This is a genomic window from Mycobacterium sp. 852013-50091_SCH5140682, from assembly GCF_001665685.1.
Taxonomy (GTDB): Bacteria; Actinomycetota; Actinomycetes; order Mycobacteriales; family Mycobacteriaceae; genus Mycobacterium.
Window position 1 is genome coordinate 20624 of record NZ_LZTB01000128.1, and the last position, 19236, is coordinate 39859.

14 protein-coding genes are annotated in these 19236 nt (G+C 63.5%); 10 read left to right on the forward strand and 4 right to left on the reverse strand.

Annotated elements, in window-relative coordinates:
- Positions 1-138 precede the first annotated feature (138 nt).
- The 3 genes from A5784_RS34005 (at position 139) to A5784_RS34015 (ending at position 4829) form a co-directional block, all read left to right on the forward strand.
- Positions 139-1833 (forward strand): SulP family inorganic anion transporter, encoded by a 1695-nt coding sequence (locus tag A5784_RS34005; RefSeq protein WP_064949273.1) that lies wholly within the window; start codon positions 139-141, stop codon positions 1831-1833.
- Between the two features lie 440 nt (positions 1834-2273).
- Positions 2274-3656, forward strand: a complete 1383-nt coding sequence (locus tag A5784_RS34010; protein WP_064949274.1) for a WS/DGAT/MGAT family O-acyltransferase — start codon at positions 2274-2276, stop codon at positions 3654-3656.
- Between the two features lie 63 nt (positions 3657-3719).
- A complete protein-coding gene (locus tag A5784_RS34015; protein WP_232006357.1) occupies positions 3720-4829 on the forward strand; it encodes a site-2 protease family protein in 1110 nt (369 codons plus the stop codon).
- Here A5784_RS34015 and A5784_RS34020 read toward each other — a convergent pair.
- The 3 genes from A5784_RS34020 to ppsA all read right to left on the reverse strand — a co-directional run bounded on the left by A5784_RS34020 (position 4824) and on the right by ppsA (position 8577).
- The gene (locus tag A5784_RS34020; RefSeq protein WP_064949337.1) at positions 4824-5348 is read right to left on the reverse strand and encodes a hypothetical protein; all 525 of its coding nucleotides are present in this window, start codon (positions 5346-5348) and stop codon (positions 4824-4826) included. The genes A5784_RS34015 and A5784_RS34020 overlap by 6 nt on opposite strands.
- 96 nt (positions 5349-5444) lie before the next feature.
- Complete coding sequence (locus tag A5784_RS34025; protein ID WP_064949276.1) at positions 5445-6227, reverse strand: universal stress protein; 783 nt, start codon at positions 6225-6227, stop codon at positions 5445-5447.
- A gap of 91 nt (positions 6228-6318) precedes the next feature.
- Complete coding sequence (gene ppsA / locus A5784_RS34030) at positions 6319-8577, reverse strand: phosphoenolpyruvate synthase (protein WP_064949338.1); 2259 nt, start codon at positions 8575-8577, stop codon at positions 6319-6321.
- Positions 8578-8745: 168 nt separating this feature from the next.
- Between ppsA and A5784_RS34035 the strand changes: the two genes are divergently transcribed.
- From A5784_RS34035 to A5784_RS34055, 5 genes are all read left to right on the forward strand, one after another.
- Positions 8746-9765 (forward strand): 1-phosphofructokinase family hexose kinase, encoded by a 1020-nt coding sequence (locus A5784_RS34035; protein WP_064949277.1) that lies wholly within the window; start codon positions 8746-8748, stop codon positions 9763-9765.
- A complete protein-coding gene (gene otsB / locus A5784_RS34040) occupies positions 9762-13757 on the forward strand; it encodes a trehalose-phosphatase (protein WP_064949278.1) in 3996 nt (1331 codons plus the stop codon). The genes A5784_RS34035 and otsB overlap by 4 nt, the downstream gene beginning before the upstream one ends.
- 57 nt (positions 13758-13814) lie before the next feature.
- The gene (locus tag A5784_RS34045) at positions 13815-14258 is read left to right on the forward strand and encodes a pyridoxamine 5'-phosphate oxidase family protein (RefSeq protein WP_064949279.1); all 444 of its coding nucleotides are present in this window, start codon (positions 13815-13817) and stop codon (positions 14256-14258) included.
- A 45-nt stretch (positions 14259-14303) separates the two neighbouring features.
- Positions 14304-14729, forward strand: coding sequence for a universal stress protein (locus A5784_RS34050; protein ID WP_064949280.1), 426 nt, complete (start codon positions 14304-14306; stop codon positions 14727-14729).
- A 134-nt stretch (positions 14730-14863) separates the two neighbouring features.
- The gene (locus tag A5784_RS34055; protein ID WP_064949281.1) at positions 14864-15769 is read left to right on the forward strand and encodes a universal stress protein; all 906 of its coding nucleotides are present in this window, start codon (positions 14864-14866) and stop codon (positions 15767-15769) included.
- A gap of 4 nt (positions 15770-15773) precedes the next feature.
- Here the strand turns inward: A5784_RS34055 and A5784_RS34060 are convergent, their stop codons facing one another.
- Complete coding sequence (locus A5784_RS34060; RefSeq protein WP_064949282.1) at positions 15774-16427, reverse strand: hypothetical protein; 654 nt, start codon at positions 16425-16427, stop codon at positions 15774-15776.
- A 160-nt stretch (positions 16428-16587) separates the two neighbouring features.
- Here A5784_RS34060 and A5784_RS34065 point away from each other — a divergent pair, with 160 nt between their 5' ends.
- Both A5784_RS34065 and A5784_RS34070 read left to right on the forward strand, forming a co-directional pair.
- Positions 16588-17019: an Hsp20/alpha crystallin family protein gene (locus tag A5784_RS34065; RefSeq protein WP_064949283.1), complete on the forward strand. Its 432-nt coding sequence runs from the start codon at positions 16588-16590 to the stop codon at positions 17017-17019.
- A 48-nt stretch (positions 17020-17067) separates the two neighbouring features.
- Positions 17068-19113: an erythromycin esterase family protein gene (locus A5784_RS34070; protein ID WP_064949284.1), complete on the forward strand. Its 2046-nt coding sequence runs from the start codon at positions 17068-17070 to the stop codon at positions 19111-19113.
- Positions 19114-19236: the final 123 nt, after the last annotated feature.

The following is a 19236-nucleotide window of genomic DNA, read 5'->3' on the forward strand; positions in this document are numbered from 1 at the left end:
CATGGAGCGGTTAATTTTCAAGAAGTGTTGAGACACAACGACCGTCCGCTCTGTCCGGGCTGGCGGCTACGGTCAGCATGACGATACCCTGGGGGCTGGGACAAGCAGGGTGCTAGACGGCCCCGCACCACGACGGCGATGATTCCCATGAATGCGACTACCGGAATGTGGCGGGATTGGATGCCGGGCCTCGCGCAATGGCGCGGGTTCCAGCTCTCATGGCTGCGTGGCGATTTCGTCGCCGGTGTGACGGTCGCTGCATATCTCGTCCCCCAGGTGATGGCATATGCCACCGTCGCCGGGCTGCCCGCCGTGACGGGACTTTGGGCGTCATGTGCTGCTATTGCCGCATACACCGTCTTCGGCTCCTCGAGGCTTTTGTCGGTGGGGCCGGAATCGACCACGGCATTGATGACGGCGGCCGTCATCGCTCCGATGGCAGCCGGCGACGCCATGCGGTACGCAGCTCTCGCCGCGGTTTTGGCGGTGATGGTCGGAGTGGTGTGTTTGGCAGGAGCTGCAGCACGGCTGGGTATGCTCGCGAACCTGTTATCTCGGCCGGTGATGGTCGGTTATATGACAGGCATCGCGATCGTCATGATCGCGAGTCAGCTGGGAAAGGTTACCGGTGTACCGGTTGCGGGGGAGCAGGTCGTCGACCTGATTCGCAGTTTCCTGCAGAGCGTCAATCATGTCCATTGGCCGACAGCGCTGCTGGCCGCAGGCGTCCTAGTACTGCTCTATATGCTTGGTAGGTTCGCTCCGCGGATACCTGGACCGCTCATCGCGGTGCTCCTCGCGTCAGCCGTCACCTCGACGCTGTCGTTGCGGGCGATCGGCATTGTGGTGGTCGGAACAATCCCGGCAGGAGTACCGGCGCTGGCCGTGCCGCGGGCGGCACCGGGCGATCTGGCCGCTTTGATCTTGCCGGCGATGGGTATCGCAATCGTCGCCTTCTCCGACAACGTGCTCACCGCGAGAGCTTTCGCGAGCGGTGTGGCGCCCGAGGTCGACGTCAACGCAGAACTTCGTGCGCTCGGCCTTGCGAATGTGGGTGCCGGCCTGATGCGGGGGTTCCCAGTCAGTTCTAGCGGCTCGCGAACCGCGTTGAGCAGCGCTGTCGGCGGCCGAACCCAGGCGTATTCGGTGATTGCCCTGATCGTGGTTGTGGTGGTCATGCTGTGGGGTCGAGGCCTGCTCGCTCAGTTTCCCGTTGCCGCACTGGGAGCACTTGTCATCTATGCGGCAGCGCCGTTGATCGACTTCGCGGAATATCGGCGGCTGCGGCAGTTCCGCCGTAGCGAACTTGTGTTAGCCCTGGCGACCGCGGTGGCGGTGCTTGGATTGGGTGTGTTCTACGGGGTGTTGGCGGCGATCGCGCTGTCAATCCTGGACTTGTTGCGTCGCGTCGCACACGCGCACGATAGTGTGCTCGGTTTCGTTCCTGGAGTGGCCGGAATGCACGACATCGAGGACTACCCGGACGCAATGCCGGTGCCCGGCTTGGTGATCTACCGCTACGACGCGCCGCTGTGCTTTGCCAACGCCCAGGATTTTCGTCGCCGCGCGTTGGCTGCGGTGGAGCAGAGTTGTTCTCCCGTCGAGTGGTTTGTTCTCAATGCCGAGGCTAACGTCGAGGTTGATCTGACAGCTCTTGACGCCATAGATCAGCTACGGGAGGAACTCAGTAGACGAGGAGTTGTGTTCGCCATGGCCCGCGTCAAACAGGACCTTCGTGGCGCCCTGGCTGCGGCAGGATTGCTGGCCAAGATAGGTGAAGACCGGATATACATGACGCTGCCTACTGCGGTCCAGGCCTTCCAACAACGTTGACCGACTTCTTGTGAGACGGCCGAGTAGGACGGGAGCCTTTGGGCCCGGCGTTGCCGGACCGACTCGCGTGTGAATTCATCTGGTGGTCAGCATCATTCGGTCCGCGTGGGTGCAGATGGTCGGCCCGAGGTAGGACCCGCTGCTGCAAGCCAGTTCGGCGTGTGGCCCACCACCATGTCCCGTCTCGAACGCAGACTTCAACGCGACGACGCCTTCGCCGAGAACGACAGAAACTGGCCCCGAGCCGCTTGACACATATAGGAGCGTCAAGTTCCGGACATCGAAAATTTGACGACGGCAAAGGCTCGCCACACAGTGATTGCTGCACGTACGTATGTCGATACCGCTGGCTGGGGACGCCAACAGTAGAGGACGTGGTCCCGGTAGGAAGGTGACCTCGGTCCCTTCACTCGTGCCGGCGGGAGGCGCACAGTCGTCCCATGGAGCATTTGTCGCCATTCGCCGCCGCTTTCCTTGAGGCAGAGGACTCCGACCGGCACGTCAGCCTCGCGGTTGGAGGTCTCGCGATCGTTGAGGGACCGATTCCGGATTTCAACACCATGGTGGCGGCAATCGGGCGACGGATCCTCGCGGTTCCGCGGCTCAGGCAGGTGCTACACACCCATCTGTTGGATCTCGGGCCGCCAGTCTGGACTGAGGATTGCAACCTTGACCCATCCCATCACATCCACCGCGCTGCGCTGCCGCACGGTGGGGACGATGAGGCTCTGTATCGCTTTGTCGCCGACGTCATGGAGAGGCGCCTCGACCGTGACAGGCCACTGTGGGAGTGCTGGATTGTGGAGGGTCTCGCCGACGACCGATGGGCGATTCTGATGAAGCTTCACCACTGCATCGCCGATGGCATCGCGACGGTGCAGATCTTGTCAGGATTGAGCGATGAGGGCGCCGGCGAAACGTTCGCCAGCGCGATACGGGCCGCCACTGCGGCGCCGGGCCCAGCGTTCGACTGGACCAAGATCGGTCTGAACCCGCTGGGTTGGGTCAATGGCGTGTGGCGCCTTACTGCGAGGACAGCCAGAACAGTCTCCGGGGCGATGGGCGGGGCGATCGAACTCGCCGCCGGACTGTTGAGTCCAGCGGCGGAGTCGTCACTGACGGGACCCGTGACCACCATGCGGCGGTTCAGTGCCGCGCGGGTGAGTCTCTCCGACGTGCGCAAGATCTGCGACGAATTGGACGTGACGCTCAACGATGTGGCGTTGGCGGCCATCACCCACAGTTACCGAGCTGCGTTGGTACGGCGGGGAGAAAACCCCCGCCGCACCACCCTCAGGACCTTGGTGCCGGTGTCGGTTCGGGACAACGACGCGCTCGGGGTGCCCGACAATCGGGTTTCGGCGATGCTTCCGTTTCTCCCGGTCGACAAAGACGATCCGCTCGAGCAGCTCCGGTCGGTTCACCGGCGGTTGATGCGGTCCAAGGGGACTGGTCAACGGGAAGCAGGCACGTGGTTCGTCGATCTGGTCAATGTCACGCCGTACCCACTGGCCGCGTGGACGGTCAGGGCGTTGATGAGACTCCCTCAGCGTGGCGTCGTGACTGTCGCCACGAATGTGCCGGGGCCACGCAAACATTTGCGGATCATGGGAAAGGACGTGATACAGCTGGTGCCCATACCCCCGATCGCGCTCCAATTACGAACGGGCATCGCGATTCTCAGCTATGCCGACGATCTTGTGTTCGGTATTACGGCCGACTACGACACCGGCCGGGATGTCGACGAGATCGCACGGGGCATCGAGCAAGGGGTTGCTCGGCTGATCGGTTGCAGCGTAGGACCGCAAAGCGTCGAGGGTTGACCGCTGACGTGGAGGGATCGAGGGTGGTGGTGACCCATGACGGACGGTATTCCGATCGCGCGGGTGTACGGGATTCCGGTGAGCATTCATTGGAGCGTGGTTGTCGTCCTGTGGCTGTTCACCTGGAGCCTGGCTTCGCTGCTCCCCGGTGTTGCGGGCGGACATAGCGAGGCCGCCTACTGGTTGGCGGGGCTATGTGGCGCGATGGTGCTCGTCGCGTCGCTGCTCGCCCACGAGGCGACGCACGCGATCGTCGCGCGGCGCAACGGCATCGAGGTCAAAGGGCTGAAACTGTGGTTGCTCGGCGGGGTCGCCCGACTCGGTAGCGAGCCGAAGACGCCCCGTACCGACTTCCTGGTTGCTGTCGCCGGTCCTATGACGAGTCTGGTATTGGCAGGTGCCTTCGCGGGTATCGCCGCAATCCTGCGTTATACCGGTGCAGCTGATCTCGTTGTCGGTGTCAGTTGGTGGCTTGCCGGGATCAACCTTGTCCTTGGGTTGTTCAATCTCGTCCCCGGGGCGCCGTTGGACGGTGGCAGAATTCTGCGCGCATTTCTTTGGCGAAAGTGGGGCGATCCCATGCGGGCTGCTGTTGGTGCGGCGCGTGCGGGGCGAGGTGTGGGCTACAGCCTGATCGGCGTCGGGCTGCTCCAATTTTTTGCCGGTGCCGTGGTTGGGGGAGTGTGGACCGCATTCATCGGCTGGTTCTTGTTGACTGCGGCCCGGGAGGAAGAGGCGACCGTACGCGTTCGGCAGGCACTTGCGGGACTCACCGTCGCTGATGTGATGACCACGAACCCGCACACGGTACCGGCCGGGATCTCAGTTGACGATTTCATCCGAGATTACCTGCTCGGGGACCGGCATTCCGCCTATCCGATCAAACGGCCAGACGGAACGATCTGCGGCCTGATCACGCTTGAACAGCTGCGCAGTCTGGCATCCAGCGAAAGGACATCGACTCTCGTCGAAGACGCTGCAATACCCCTGGCGCAGGTGCCGATCGCTGGTCCCGATGAGCCCGTCACCGTGTTACCCGAACGGCTGGACTCGCCGACGGGCCACCGTGTGCTGGTCATGCGAGACGGCACTCATGCGGTGGGCATCGTCACGGCTCGCGATATCGCACGACTTCTCGATGTGCGACGACTGATCTCAAAGCCGTTCTTATGAGGAAGAACTGGCCTCCGGCCCAGCCGCCGACAGACTGTTGTTGATGGCTATCAAGGCTGCGGTGAGGTTGCGGTCGGCTTGGTCGAGGGCGGATCTGAACTCACCGCCGTAGTTGTTCTGCGATCCGTCGATGGCTGCGAGACACATGTGCGCCGCGTCGTGGGCGTCGTTGATGACGGCATCGAACTCAGCCGTCAACTGGGGATCCGGTGCCGGCAATTGTGCACGCAGCCGCACCACAGCTGCATCGTGCATCTTGTGGCAATCGGTGCCCAGCGTGGTTGGGTCCTGACGCTGAAGTGCAGAGCGGGTGTCCAACAGGACGTTTCGGAGCTCATTGACAGGAGTGTGTGCCGCCAGCCACCAATGCTGTGTCGAGACTTGGAGGTCTGTGGCCGGGGCTTCTCGCACCGCGCGGTCCGTCACTGTGAAACCCAACGCCGCGGCCAGCAGCACCGAAGTCGCGACACTCACCGGAAGGACGTAGCGCCCGGCCTTGCCGCTCGCTGGATGTTGCACGGCGGCCGGGACGATCAGCGCATCACACTGGCCGCAAAGCTGTTGATTCTTGGGATTGCGGTGGCCATTGGGACATTTCGGCATCATCAACTCCCATCAGCGCACGATCAGTGTCGATGACTGGGTGTGGTTGAAGAGCCGGTGGCCGTGGGGGCCGATGATGTGGGCAAGCTGGCCTGCTTCGGTAGCGCCGATCACGGCGAGCTGTACCCGTTCGTCATGTTTCTTGAGGAACCCGGCTACGCAGGCGCCTTCGGTGATCGGATAGATGTGCACGTCGGGATACCGTTGGCTGCACTGCTTCACCCGCTGCTCAAGGCCGTCACGGTTACCCAACATGAGAACTGGCGCTCGTCGCAGCTCAGCTTCGGTGAGGGCGGTCTCGATGACAGCGTCGTTGTCGGGTTTGTCGTTAACAGCAACCACGATCCAGTCGATGGTGTGCGACGAGGGGAAGCTGCGCGGGCGGATGACTGCCACAGGGCAGCAGGCCTTTTCGGCAAGCTCGGCTGCAGTGGAACCCAGGATCGATCGTGCGTACTGCCCGATTCCGACGGAACCGACACAGACCAGAGCCGCGTCGCGCGACTCCTCGATAAGGACGGCCGCGGGCGGGCCGTCGAGAATTGCCGTCTCGGTCTTGACAAAGGTCCCGGCAGCGTCCACTGCGGCCTGGGCAAATCGAAGCGACTCCTCCGCGTGATGGATATCGCGGTAGTAGTCGTCGCTGGATGGGTGCTTGGACTTCATGACGCAGATAAGCCTCAGCGGCACGTCGCGGGCGATCGCTTCCTTGATGCCCCACTCCGCTGCCGCGATGGAGGTGGCGGAGCCGTCGATACCGACGACGACGGGCTTAGCGGTGCGATTGTCAATCATGATGCTCTCCGATCCGCTGGTCTGATGACGACGCTATGGCTACGGCAATGCGCTGTGATGGAGTCCAAAGTCCCCGTGCTGGTGCCGAGAGTCACCGCGCCGCATCGAGTAGCAGCCGACGCTCCGCTGCGGCCACCGCGTGGCGGGTGGCCGCCAGCGCATCTGGGTTTACCGATACCGAGGTGATACCCATGCGAACAAGATGCTCGGCGAATGCCGGATTGGTCGACGGCGCTTGGCCGCACAACGAGGACGTGATGCCGAACTTCCGGGCGGTGCTGACGATTTGACCGATGGCATCGAGTACCGCGGGATCGGATTCATCGAACAGTTCCGCACACACGTCGGAGTCGCGGTCGACGCCCAGCATGAGCTGCGTCAGGTCGTTGCTGCCGATGGACACTCCGTCGATCCCCATCCCGATGTATTCGGGGAGCCAGTGGACGACCGAGGGGACTTCGGCCATCACCCAGCGGTGCAGGCCGCGGTGCCGTCCCAGCGGACTGGCATCGACAAGGGCGAGGCATTCCTCAAGCTCCCAGCGCGTGCGCACGAACGGGATCATCAGATGCACGTTGGGGGACTGGGCGCGTACCCGCGCCAGTGCCTGCAGCTCCAGCGCGAACAGATCGGGTTCCTTGATGTACCGATAGCAGCCACGGTAGCCGATCATCGGATTATGTTCGACCAGTTCATACGTCGCGCCTCCGGCCAGTCCGCGGAACTCGTTGCTGCGGAAATCAGTAGCACGATAGATGACCGGCCGGGGAGCGAATGCGGAGGCGATGCGACCGACCGACGCGACCATTTTTTCGATGAAGGTGTCCTGCTCGCCGTGAGCGATCATGTCACGCGGGTGGCGGCCGGCAAACGCGTCGGTCAGCATGAACTCGGCCCGTAACAGACCGACACCGTCAAAACCCTGTGCGGCAACGGCTTCTGCGGCGTCAGGCATGGCCAGATTGGCGTAGATCCGGGTTCCGGTGACTTCGGCGGCCGGTGCCGTGGTGAGGGGACGGTCAGGCACTGCGGCGGTCTTGGTGTCGGCCCGGCCGGACACCACCAGGCCGCGCGTTCCGTCCACCGTCACCGTTGTGCCATCGTGGAGGTCCCGAGTGGCGGTACGTGCACCGACCAGGCATGGAATCCCCAGCTCGCGGGCCACGATCGCAGAGTGACAGGTCATTCCGCCGGTGTCGGTCACCAGGGCCGCCGCGCGGCGCATGGTGGGCAGCCAGTCGGGGTTGGTCATCGGGGCGACCAGAACCTCGCCGTCGAGCAGTTGGCTTCCCTCGTCAGGGGACTGCAGGACGCGGACCCTGCCCGCGACTTTGCCGGGGGCGGCGGCCAGGCCGCGCACGAGAACGGCGTGCGGGTCAGCCGTCGTGGTGGGCAACGTCGTGATCGGACGGGCTTGCACCAGATACGTTTTGCCGTTGCAGATCGCCCACTCGGTGTCTTGCGGGCAGCCGTTGTGCCGTTCGGTCGCGATCGCGAGGTCGGCGATCGACCGCAGCTCGTCGTCGCTGAGGACACGGGCGTCTGCCAATATGTCGTCGAGATCCACAGTCCGATCGAGCCCGTTCTCACCACGCACGATCTTGAAGCTCTTATGGCCGACCCGGATGTCGAGTGGCTTGAGCGTTTCCTTGGACACGATGTAGGTATCGGGCTCGACCGCGCCCGACACGACGACCTCCCCGAGGCCGAAAGCGCCCTCGATAACGACCCGATCTAGTGCGCCGGTGCTGGGATCGGCTGTGAATGCGACGCCGGCCTTCTCGGAATCGATCATCTGTTGCACCACCACGGCCATGGCGGGGTCGGTGGTGAAACCGCGGCTCGCACGGTAGGTGATCACGCGGGGGCTGAACAACGACGCCCAGCACCGCAATACCGCGTCGACCAAACCGTCGTCACCACTCACGTTGGTGATGGTGGCGTTCATGCCCGCGAAGGATGCGTCCCGGCCGTCTTCGCCGGTTGCCGAGGACCGCACGGCGACAACGACACTGGACCCCATGGCGTGGTAGGCGTCGACGATGACCTCGCGGACGACGTCCGCGACGCCGGCCTTTCGGACCAAGTCCTGCATGTGGCTACACATCTCGTGGAGGCGAGCGCTATCCGCCGCACATTTCATCGCGTCACGATGGAGAGTGCTGAGTTGTTCAGTCACTCCGCCCGAGCTCATGGACTCCCGGTAGCAGTCACGCAACAGGACGAACCCGGGTGGCACGGGAAGGTTCGCGGCGACCAGCTCGCCCATGTTGGCACCTTTGCCGCCGGCTTCCTCGGCATCGGCGATACGCAGCGCCGAGATGGCGCGGATGTAGTTGTCGCGTTGCATGAAACCAGCGTTTGGCATCGGGCATGGCATCGCGTAGCGCCCGAGGACCGCAACCGGTGAGCTGAAGGTCACCCGTCGGGGAGGCACAAAGTCCTCAATACCGTCAATGTGTCGATGTGGGACTTCGGTCCCTAGCGCTGAGCTGCGCCGCGTAGTCGGATCATCGTTATGGAGCGGACACATTCACCGGCGATCGTCACCTTGACGCCCAATCCTGCGCTGGATATCACCAGTTCCGCTGAGGCGGTGCGTCCCACGGATAAGATCCGGTGCGCCGCTCCTCATTATGACGCGGGGGGCGGCGGAATCAATGTCGCCAAAGTGGCGCATGAGCTCGGCGCTGCGGTCTGCGCGGTGTATCCGGCGGGCGGCTCATCCGGCGACCTGCTGACCGGGCTTCTTTTGCGTGACGGCGTGCCGGTCCGGCGCATTGCGATCGATGGTGCGACTCGGGAGAGCTTCACCGTCAACGAGAAAGCCACGGGTCTGCAGTATCGGTTCGTGCTGCCGGGGCCGTCGATGTCGTTCGTCGATCAGCAACGCTGTTTACGAGAACTACGACAGCAAGCCGCGTCGGCGGGTTTCGTTGTGGCCAGCGGCAGTCTGCCTCCCGGCGCCGCCGAGAACTTCTACCAGCAGGTCGCTCTCGTGTGCGGAGAAGCCGGTGCCCGGCTGGTACTGGACACGTCGGGCTGCGGACTACGTCATTTCACCTCTGGGGTGTTTCTGTTGAAGGCCAGTGTGCGTGAACTCCGCGAGTATGCGGGGCGCGAACTGGCAACCCGATCCGAGCAAATCGCGGCCGCCCGTGACATCATCGCGTGCGGTCAGGCCGAGGTTGTCGTGGTGTCCCTGGGCCCCGACGGTGCAGTGCTGATCACGGCAGCCCAGGCCTTGTGGTTCCCGGCGATTCCGATGCGGACGGTTATCAGCGGTGTCGGTGCGGGTGACGCGATGGTTGCGGCGATCACCGTGGGACTGAGCAGAGGGTGGACGCTGAACGAGTCGGTGCGGTACGGGATCGCGGCCGGTGCGGCCAAATTGCTGACACCGGGCAGTCAGCCGTGCACGCGGACCGACGTGGAACGACTTTATGCGACCGCCGACGAACCGGTGGTGTTGCAGGACTTCACCGATGGCGATGCCGACGCGACGCTGTCCGGCAGCGCGGTTCTACACCGGCGATGAGCCCATCGGTCACGATCGACCCGCGATTGCACGACGGAGTCATCTTCGACCTCGACGGCGTGGTCACCGATACCGCGTCGATTCATGCCGCGGCGTGGACGGCGATGTTCGCCGAATTCTTCGCCCGACGTGCCGTCAGGGACGGCGAGGACCACTCGTCGTTCACCGCGCACGATTACCGGCGGTACGTGGACGGCAAGCCTCGTCGGGATGGCATCGCGGACTTCCTTCGCGCCCGCGGTATCTCGCTGCCGAGCGGCGACCCGGACGACGCCGGACATGACACCGTATGTGGCCTGGCGAATCGTAAACAGGACCTCTTTCTGGAAGCCATTGCGCGAGGGGTGTCGGCCTACCCGTCAACGGTTGCGCTGGTCCGCAGACTCACCGAAGCCGGTGTGGCCACAGCCGTCTATACCTCCAGCCGGAATTGCGAAAAGGTCCTCAAGGCAGCCGGACTCGACGATCTGTTTGCGACCCGTGTCGATGGACTGGTCGCTGATGCGCTCGACCTGCCTGGCAAACCGGACCCGGCTGTCCTTTGGGAGACCGTCGGCAGGTTGCGAGTACGTCCGGAACGCTGCGTGGTCGTCGAAGACGCTCAAGCCGGTGTGGCAGCCGGCCGCGACGGAGGCTTCGGGCTTGTGATTGGTGTCGACAGGACCGGGCACACCGAGGAATTGCTCTGCGCTGGGGCCGATGTCGTCGTTTCCGATCTGGCGGCCGTGGCGGTGCGTACGGGTGACAAGCACATGTCAGAGCTGCCCAATGCGGCGAATGTCTACGGTGAGCTGACGGGTGTGGTGGATGGTCGGCAGCCGTTCATCTGTCTCGACTTCGACGGAACGTTGTCCGAGATCGTGGCGGAGCCAGACTTGGCGACGCTGGTCGACGGTGTTGCCGAAACACTGGTCGAGTTGGCAACGCTGTGCCCAGTTGCGGTGCTCAGCGGCCGCGACCTGGCTGACATCCGCGACAGGGTGGGCGTGCCGGGGTTGTGGTACGCGGGCAGCCACGGTTTTGAACTCGTCGCTCCAGACGGAAAGCGTCACGATAACGAGGCGGCGCTGGCTGCGATTCCGGCGATAGAGCGTGCTGCCGAGGCTTTGCACGATGACCTGGTGGATGTGCCAGGGGTGCGCATCGAACGCAAGCGGTATGCGGTCGCTGTTCACTACCGCAACGTGGCAGATGAGCGGGTGAGCGAGGTTGTCGCTACCGTGTACCGGCAAGGACACGAACGCGGCCTGCGGGTGACCGGAGGCCGCATGGTGATCGAATTGCGACCAGACATCCACTGGGACAAGGGCGCGGCATTGACCTGGATCCGCGATCAGGTCTGCCATCGCAACCAGATGTTGCCCCTCTACATCGGCGACGACCTCACTGATGAAGACGTCTTCGACGCGATTCGGTTCAACGGAGTCGGAGTCATCGTCTGTCACGACGAAGCCGGCGATCGTCGGACAGCCGCCCAGTACCGGCTGAACAATCCCGTTGACGTCGGCCAGTTCCTGAGACGTGGAGCGGCTTGGCTGGTGCACCGCAGAACTGACCACGGGCCGGCCTGGACGTTTGCGTACGACGAGTACGTACCGGCGGACGAGAAGTTGCGGGAAGCCCTGTGCACGGTCGGAAATGGCTACTTTGCCACGCGGGGCGCGGCACCGGAATCGACGGCTGGACAGACCCACTACCCGGGCACCTATGTCGCCGGCGTATACAACCGATTGGAGGATTCGGTCGCCGGCGCCAAGGTCGAGAACGAAAGCCTGGTGAATCTTCCCAATTGGCTTCCTCTGACTTTCCGCGTCGACGGCGGCGACTGGTTTGACATTGACACCGTTACGTTGCTCTCGTTCCGGCAGGCCCTCGATCTCAGAGCTGCGGTGCTGACCCGCGAGCTCCGATTCCGCGATAGCGCCGGACATACAACCGCGGTGACTCAGAATCGATTTGCCGCCATGGACCAGGCTCATGTCGCGGCCCTGGAAACGGTAATTCGCCCCGAGGACTGGTCCGGGACGATCGAGATTCGTTCGACACTGGACGCCAACGTGTGCAATATCGGAGTCGAGCGTTACCGTGAGCTGGCCGGCGACCACCTTCGATCGCTGAAAACTCTTCCCCTGGCAGATAATTCGGTACTTCTGACGGTCCAGACCAAGCAATCGCAGATACCCATAGCACTCGCCGCGCGCACCACGGTCTGGTGTGACGAGATTGCGGCCGTGGCGAAGTACCGACTCCTCGAGGACGGATTCGAGATCGGCCATGAGATCCGTACAGAATTGAGTGCGGGTCAGTCGTTGGCCATCGAGAAGACCGTGGTGTTGGTGACAGGTCGCGACGTTGCGACCTCCGACGCAGCAGGCAGTGCGATACGGCGATTGGAACGGCAAGGTCGGTTCGCCGAGCTGCGGCGGGGCCACGAACTCGTATGGTCACATATCTGGGAGCGGCTGAATGTCGACTTCGACGGCCACGTCGATGAACTGCGTGTACTGCGACTGCACCTGATGCACTTGCTGCAGACGGTCTCGTACCACAGCGAGGACCTGGACATCGGCATCCCCGCCCGTGGCTTGCACGGCGAGGCCTACCGAGGCCACGTGTTCTGGGATGAGTTGCTGATCTTCCCCGTCCTGAATATGCACTTCCCGACGATCACCCGGGCGTTGCTGCGTTACCGCTACCGTCGGCTCACCGAGGCGCGTCGCGCCGCCCGGATGGCCGGTTACTCGGGTGCGATGTTCCCCTGGCAGTCGGGCAGTGACGGACGTGAGGAGAGTCCGGAGCTGCACCTCAACCCGCGATCGGGTCGGTGGAGCGTCGACCCGAGCCACCACGCGCATCATATCGGTGTCGCCATCGCCTACAACGTCTGGCAGTTCTATCAGGTCACCGGAGATCTGGCGTATCTCATCGACTATGGCGCCGAGATGTTGGTCGAGATCGCCCGATTCTGGGCCAGCAGAACTACCTACGATGCTGTCGAGAATCGCTATCACATCAACGGTGTCATCGGTCCCGATGAGTTCCACTCGGGATACCCCGACAGGCCACACGACGGAATCGACGACAACGCATACACGAATGTGATGGCGGTGTGGGCCATTCTTCGGGCCATCGAAGCCCTTGAGGCGATGCCATTGGCCAACCGGCTCGACCTGCGCGAAAAGCTCGGACTGACAGACGAAGAACTCGCTCGGTGGGACCATGTCAGCCGTCGGATGTTTGTGCCGTTCCATGATGGCTTCATCAGTCAATTTCAAGGCTATGACCAGTTGGCAGAACTGGATTGGGAGGACTACCGAACTCAATACGGGAACATTCAGCGGCTCGACCGCATCCTCGAAGCCGAGGGTGATGACGTGAATCGATACCAGGCCGCCAAGCAGGCTGACGCCTTGATGCTGCTGTATCTCCTGTCGTCCGATGAGTTGGGGGAGTTGCTCGACCGGCTCGATTACGAGTTTCCGCCGGAACGCATCCCGGCGATGGTCGATTACTACATCGCCCGCACGTCGAACGGGTCCACATTGAGCGCAGTGGTCAATGCCTGGGTTCTCGCGCGGGCCAACCGCGATCGTGCCGTCGAGTTCTTCCGAGATGTGCTGAAATCCGATGTCGCCGACATTCAGGGCGGCACCACGTCCGAGGGGATACACCTCGCCGCGATGGCCGGCAGCGTTGACCTTGTACAGCGCTGTTTCACCGGACTCGAAACCCGCGCCAACCGGATCGTGCTGTCCCCACATTGGCCGGAATCGCTCGGCGCCTTGGGTTTCCCGATCCACTATCGCGGTCATCACCTGTATATCCGAGTGAGCGGTCTGGGAGCCGAGGTCAGCGTGAGCCCGCGCGATCTACCTCCGGTCACCATCGAATGCCGAGGCAGAGTCGAGCACGTGGCACCGGGTTGCCTGGTCCGCTTTCCAGGAGCGACGATAGCCCAGGCACCCAGTCGAACAGGTGCCGTTGGGGTCTGACGATTCGGGACTTTCGGCCATGTCGAGTTGGTCCGCTCACTGGGTAGCGTCCTTGGCATGTCCAAAGAACCGCAACCGATTTCCATTCTGTCCGAGACCGAATGCTGGGATCTGCTGTCCGGCGTGGCACTGGGCCGGCTGGTGACGAGCGTCGACGGCGAGCCAGAGATCTTCCCGGTGAATTTCGCCGTACAGCGCCGCACTGTGCTGTTTCGTACCGCCGGGGGAACCAAACTGGTCAGTGCCGCGATCAACAACCACGTGCTGTTCGAAGCCGACGATCACGTCGCTACCGATGGCTGGAGTGTGATCGTCAGGGGCGTCGCTCAAACGCTGCGTAGCGACGAGGAACTCGAGGAGGCCGAGCGCGCACAGCTGTATCCCTGGACAGCAACGACCAAAAAACACTACGTGCGGATCCGGCCGCTGCGAGTCACCGGCAGGCGATTCGTTTTCGGCCCTGAACCAGAGTGCGCTACCGCCGACGAGGTAAGTGATTAGCGTGGAGCGAGATACCCCGGAAACCCTTACGACAGGAGGAGTGGGATGTTCGATGTGATTGTTTGGGCGACCGACGGTTCGGCGAACGCCGACCTTGCGCTCGACTACGTCAGGAAGCTCGCCGAAGGGGGCCAGTCACGGGTCGTCGTCGTGCACGTGAAGGAAGTGATCGTGGGCCGAGGGGCCGGCCCCGTCCATCTCAACGAGGACGAACTCGAGCAAAAGATCTACGCCCAGGTGAACGACTTGAAGCGGGCAGGCGTCGACGCGTCTTTGCGGGCCCACCATGCAGCGGCGGGTCACGCCGCGCACATCACGGCCGACATCGCGAGGGAGGAGGGGGCGGACCTCATCGTCGTTGGAACGCGCGGGCTTGGCCCGATCACAGGGCTCCTTCTCGGGAGCGTCACGCAACGGCTCCTCCAAGTTGCACCCTGCCCGGTGCTCGCGGTTCCTGCGAAGGAGCAGTAGTAGGCGCGGGGTAGCCGGCGAGCTGATCGAGACTGAGGTCCCGGCGGTGCGGGACTTTCGGCCATATCGAGTGCCGACGGCGTCCGACTAGTGTCGACAGCAGAGATGTCGTCAACCTCATCCCGGAGGGCACCGTGACCGAATCAGTTCCTCACCCATACATTCTCGTCGGTATCGACGGATCTTGCTCAGCACTGAACGCCCTGACCTGGGCAGTGGGCGAAGCCCAGCTGCGGAAGCTGCCGATACGGCTGGCCCACGCGGTCGACAACAGCGGCGCGGCTGTCGGATTCAATCCTGGCGCGTCGGAGAGTTTCTTCGAGCATCTCAACGCTGACGCCCTCAGGTACCTCCACCAGGCCCGTGACCATGCACACGCACTCGATCCGGACGTCCAGATTGTGATGTCCAGAGTGGCAGGCCATCCGCTGGCAGCTCTCGTCGAACTGTCCACAGACGCCGTCCTGACGACCCTGGGTTCCACCGGGCTCAACGCCTTCTCGGGGCTGGTGGCAGGTTCGGTATCGGTAGGTTTTGCGGCCCGGGGGCATAGCCCGGTCGTGGTAACACGTACGTCCGTGCCTTCGATCGACGGCCCGATCGTGGTCGGTGTCAGTGGATCTGCCGATGCAGAGGATGCGATTGCGTGGGCATTCGACGAGGCATCGCTACGCGGCGCTGACTTGATCGCCGTGCACGTCTGGAACGACATCGCACCGTCCCACATCTTCTGGGGTTATCGACCGCCCGGCCCAGGTGACGAGACACCTGACACCCAGGAGGAGAGGCTGTTGGCTCAACGTCTGGCGGGATGGCAGGAGAAGTTTCCTGACGTAAAGGTGCATCGTGTCGTGACGACTGGTAAGCCGGCGGCGGTTCTGGCCAGCCAAAGTCAGCATGCCCGGCTGGTCGTGGTGGGTAGCCGTGGCCGCGGCGACGCGGCGGGTTTGTTCCTCGGCTCCACCAGCCACTCGCTGATCCACCACGCGATGTGCCCGGTACTCATCACCCGACCGCGCTCTCATCAGACCACCGGATGACCGATCAGCGGTCTAGATGCGGCGCTGCCAGCACCGCCGTGGGGGCTTCGGATGGTGCGGTGGCTACCTCGGCCTGATAGGCGAACTCCGCGCGCTGTTTGATGCCTTTGAGAATATGGCGGACGGCGAGTGCCCTTGGCGCTCCGACGAGTTCGGTGATCACGACCGCGCCCGGGTGGGCTAGCCGGATGCGGGTCCGAACGAGCAGTCGGCACCGGTCCTGCCAGTGCGGCACCAGGTGCAACGTGCACGTGGCGTCCCAGTTGCCGGTGCGGTTGGTGCGAAGGACTATCGCGTGCTGCTCAAGGACTTCGACGACCGAGAGCACGAATCCGTCGTCGCCGGGCGTGAGGCGTACCGTGTCGCCCACGGCGAGATGCTGCCATTCCGGATGAATGCTGTCCGTATTCTGGTATCCCGGCGAGGCGTAGAAGCCGGCGCGGTCCTGGCCCATCTGAACCAGCCATGGCCAGACGGCGCTCGGTGGGGCGTCGATCCAAATGCCCTCTGTTGTAACATCTGCGGGCTCGCCGATCGCATCGTCACCCGGTATGTGCATCTGGCACTCTTCCTTCGTGGTGCCCCAGTTGCGGTAGAAGCGTCTTGCCGCGGCAAGCAGCGCGATGGCAACCGCGCCGCGCGTCATGTTGATTCTCATGCCTTGACCATGCGCGGCTGTGCCGGAACGCGCTAGGGCCAGTGGTCCCGGACTTGGGCGCCGACGAATGGCCCGGTCAGCCGGGACTTCGGTCCCTTGTGAGGGGGTTGTCACGGTGGTCGGATTGAACCTACGAATCCAATCAACGACAGGAGCAATCATGAACAAGCTTCCCGCCCCCCATCGTCCGCGGTCCGGATTTCCAGAGCTGGCCGACTTGTTCGAGGGCTTTCCGTCCTGGGCGACGCTTCGGCCGACCTTCGGCACCCACATGATGCGCGTCGAGGACGAGATGAAAGACGGCAGTTATGAGCTGCGTGCGGAGATCCCCGGGGTAGACCCCAGCAAAGACGTTGACATCACCGTCCGCGACGGTGTGCTGACCATCAAGGCTGAGCGCAGCGAGAAGAAAGAGACGACCGGGCATTCCGAGTTCTCCTACGGATCGTTCACCCGGTCGCTCACGCTGCCGGCCGGGGCCGATGAAGAGGGGATCAAGGCTAGTTACGACAAGGGCATTCTCACGGTCGCGGTTCCGGTAGCCGAACCGCAGACCCGTGAAAAGCACGTCGCGATCGAGTCGGCGAAGTAGCCGATCGGATCACCAGACAACGAGAATCCGAGCGGACGGAGTATCACCATGACTCGTTCACGAGGCCTGACCCGTGGGGCGCCAAGGCATGTCTTCAGGGATCGGCGTGAAGCTGGGCAGGTCCTGGCCGGCATGCTCAGCGCGTACCGAGGCCGTGAGAACCTCGTTGTTCTGGGGTTACCTCGCGGTGGCATCCCGGTCGCATGGGAAGTAGCCGCCGCCCTCGGCGCGCCGTTGGACGCCTTCGTCGTCCGCAAGCTCGGCGCGCCGGGGCATGAGGAATTTGCCGTAGGCGCACTGGCCGCAGACGGCCGGGTCGTGGTGAACGACGACATGCTGCGTGCCTTGCGAATCACCCCACAACAGCTTCGCACCATCGCCGAACGCGAGGGTAGGGAACTGCACCGGCGCGAAGCCGCCTATCGCGGTGGCCGTCCTCGCGTCGACGTGGCCGGCAAAACAGTCATCCTCGTCGATGACGGGTTGGCGACCGGCGCCAGCATGTTCGCCGCGGTGCAGGCGCTGCGAGAATCCGACCCTGCCGAAATCGTGATCGCCGTACCTGCGGCGCCGGAGTCCACCTGCCGCGAGTTCGCAGCCATGGTCGACGATGTGGTGTGTGCGTCCATGCCCACTCCGTTCGTCGCGGTCGGTGAATCGTTCTGGGATTTCCGGCAAGTCAGCGACGAAGAGGTGCGCGAATTGCTCGCCGCGCCCACCACGGGCCGTGCCGCAGAACGGGTTCGAGCCGCCGAAACGCCAGCGGCGGTCGTCCGGCGGCTTGCCGTCGATTCCCCCGGTGGCGTACCCCCGGCCGAGGCGCTCGAGGAGATCATCGGTGACGCGCGAATCGTGTTGATCGGTGAAAGCTCGCATGGCACACACGAGTTCTACGAGGCGCGCGCGGAGATCACCAAATGGTTGATCGAGAACAAGGGTTTCTGCGCCGTCGCTGCTGAGGCGGATTGGCCGGACGCCTACCGGGTGAACCGGTATGTCCGAGGACTCGGCGGCGACGAATCGGCAACCCAGGCCCTGAGCGGATTCGAGCGCTTCCCCGCCTGGATGTGGCGCAACGTCGTGGTTCGTGACTTCGTGGACTGGCTGCATATGCACAACGGGCGCCGCAGGGCCGACGGCGAACGGCAAACCGGCTTCTACGGTTTGGATCTCTACAGCTTGCACCGGTCCATGCAGGAGGTCATCAGATACCTCGAGAATGTTGATCCGGTTGCCGCGGCGCGAGCCCGGGAACGCTACGCGTGCTTTGACCACACCTCCGCCGACGACGGGCAGGCCTACGGATTTGCCGCGGCTTTCGGCGCTGGGCTGTCGTGCGAACGCCAGGCAGTCGACCAACTGGTCGAGATCCACCGCAACGCTATCGAATATGCGCGCCGAGACGGCCTGCTTGCCGAAGACGAACTCTTCTACGCTCAGCAGAACGCGCAGACCGTCCGCAACGCTGAGGTTTACTACCGGGCCATGTTCGGCGGCAGGGTCACATCGTGGAACCTGCGTGATCAGCACATGGCGCAAACACTGCAGGCCTTGTTGGCGCACCTCGACCGGCACGACGGCCGTTCGCCTGCACGAATCGTGGTGTGGGCACACAACTCTCATGTCGGTGATGCGCGGGCCACCGAAGTCGGCAACGACGGCCAGTTGACGCTGGGGCAGCTGGTGCGCGAGCGCTGGGGGGAGGACTCCCGCTCGATCGGGTTCACCACCTACACCGGCACTGTCACCGCGGCAAGCGAATGGGGTGCCATCGCGGAGCGCAAGGTCGTCAGGCCTGCCCTCAACGGCAGCATCGAGGAGCTGTTCCACGAGACCGGTGAGCCGGAATTCCTGGTGTCGGCCATGATCAGCCGGGCAGTAGCCGAACCGCTCGAGGTCGTCCGGCTGGGCCGGGCCATCGGCGTGATCTATCTGCCGGCCACCGAACGACAAAGCCACTACTACCACGTGAGACCATCCGAACAGTTCGATGCGATCATCCACATCGACCGGACGCGTGCGCTCGAACCACTGGACGTCACCAGCACGTGGGTGCAGGGGGAGACTCCCGAGACATATCCGACCGGGCTGTGAGCCGGTCACAAGAGCCGTTGTCCGCCAACGCTGAACTTCACCATGGCCGGAATCGTGGATAGTGCAGGGTCCGCGACCGCCACGGGCCTGGATGGAGTTTCACGATGAATTGGAAGAATGTTG

Bases quoted from the DNA above. Each gene is read 5' to 3' on its own strand.
- A5784_RS34005 (WP_064949273.1), top strand. From the start codon at position 139: ATGATTCCCATGAATGCGACTACCGGAATGTGGCGGGATTGGATGCCG.
- A5784_RS34010 (WP_064949274.1), top strand. From the start codon at position 2,274: ATGGAGCATTTGTCGCCATTCGCCGCCGCTTTCCTTGAGGCAGAGGAC.
- A5784_RS34025 (WP_064949276.1), bottom strand. From the start codon at position 6,227: ATGATTGACAATCGCACCGCTAAGCCCGTCGTCGTCGGTATCGACGGC.
- ppsA (WP_064949338.1), bottom strand. From the start codon at position 8,577: ATGCAACGCGACAACTACATCCGCGCCATCTCGGCGCTGCGTATCGCC.
- A5784_RS34035 (WP_064949277.1), top strand. From the start codon at position 8,746: ATGGAGCGGACACATTCACCGGCGATCGTCACCTTGACGCCCAATCCT.
- otsB (WP_064949278.1), top strand. From the start codon at position 9,762: ATGAGCCCATCGGTCACGATCGACCCGCGATTGCACGACGGAGTCATC.
- A5784_RS34045 (WP_064949279.1), top strand. From the start codon at position 13,815: ATGTCCAAAGAACCGCAACCGATTTCCATTCTGTCCGAGACCGAATGC.
- A5784_RS34050 (WP_064949280.1), top strand. From the start codon at position 14,304: ATGTTCGATGTGATTGTTTGGGCGACCGACGGTTCGGCGAACGCCGAC.
- A5784_RS34060 (WP_064949282.1), bottom strand. From the start codon at position 16,427: ATGAGAATCAACATGACGCGCGGCGCGGTTGCCATCGCGCTGCTTGCC.
- A5784_RS34065 (WP_064949283.1), top strand. From the start codon at position 16,588: ATGAACAAGCTTCCCGCCCCCCATCGTCCGCGGTCCGGATTTCCAGAG.
- A5784_RS34070 (WP_064949284.1), top strand. From the start codon at position 17,068: ATGACTCGTTCACGAGGCCTGACCCGTGGGGCGCCAAGGCATGTCTTC.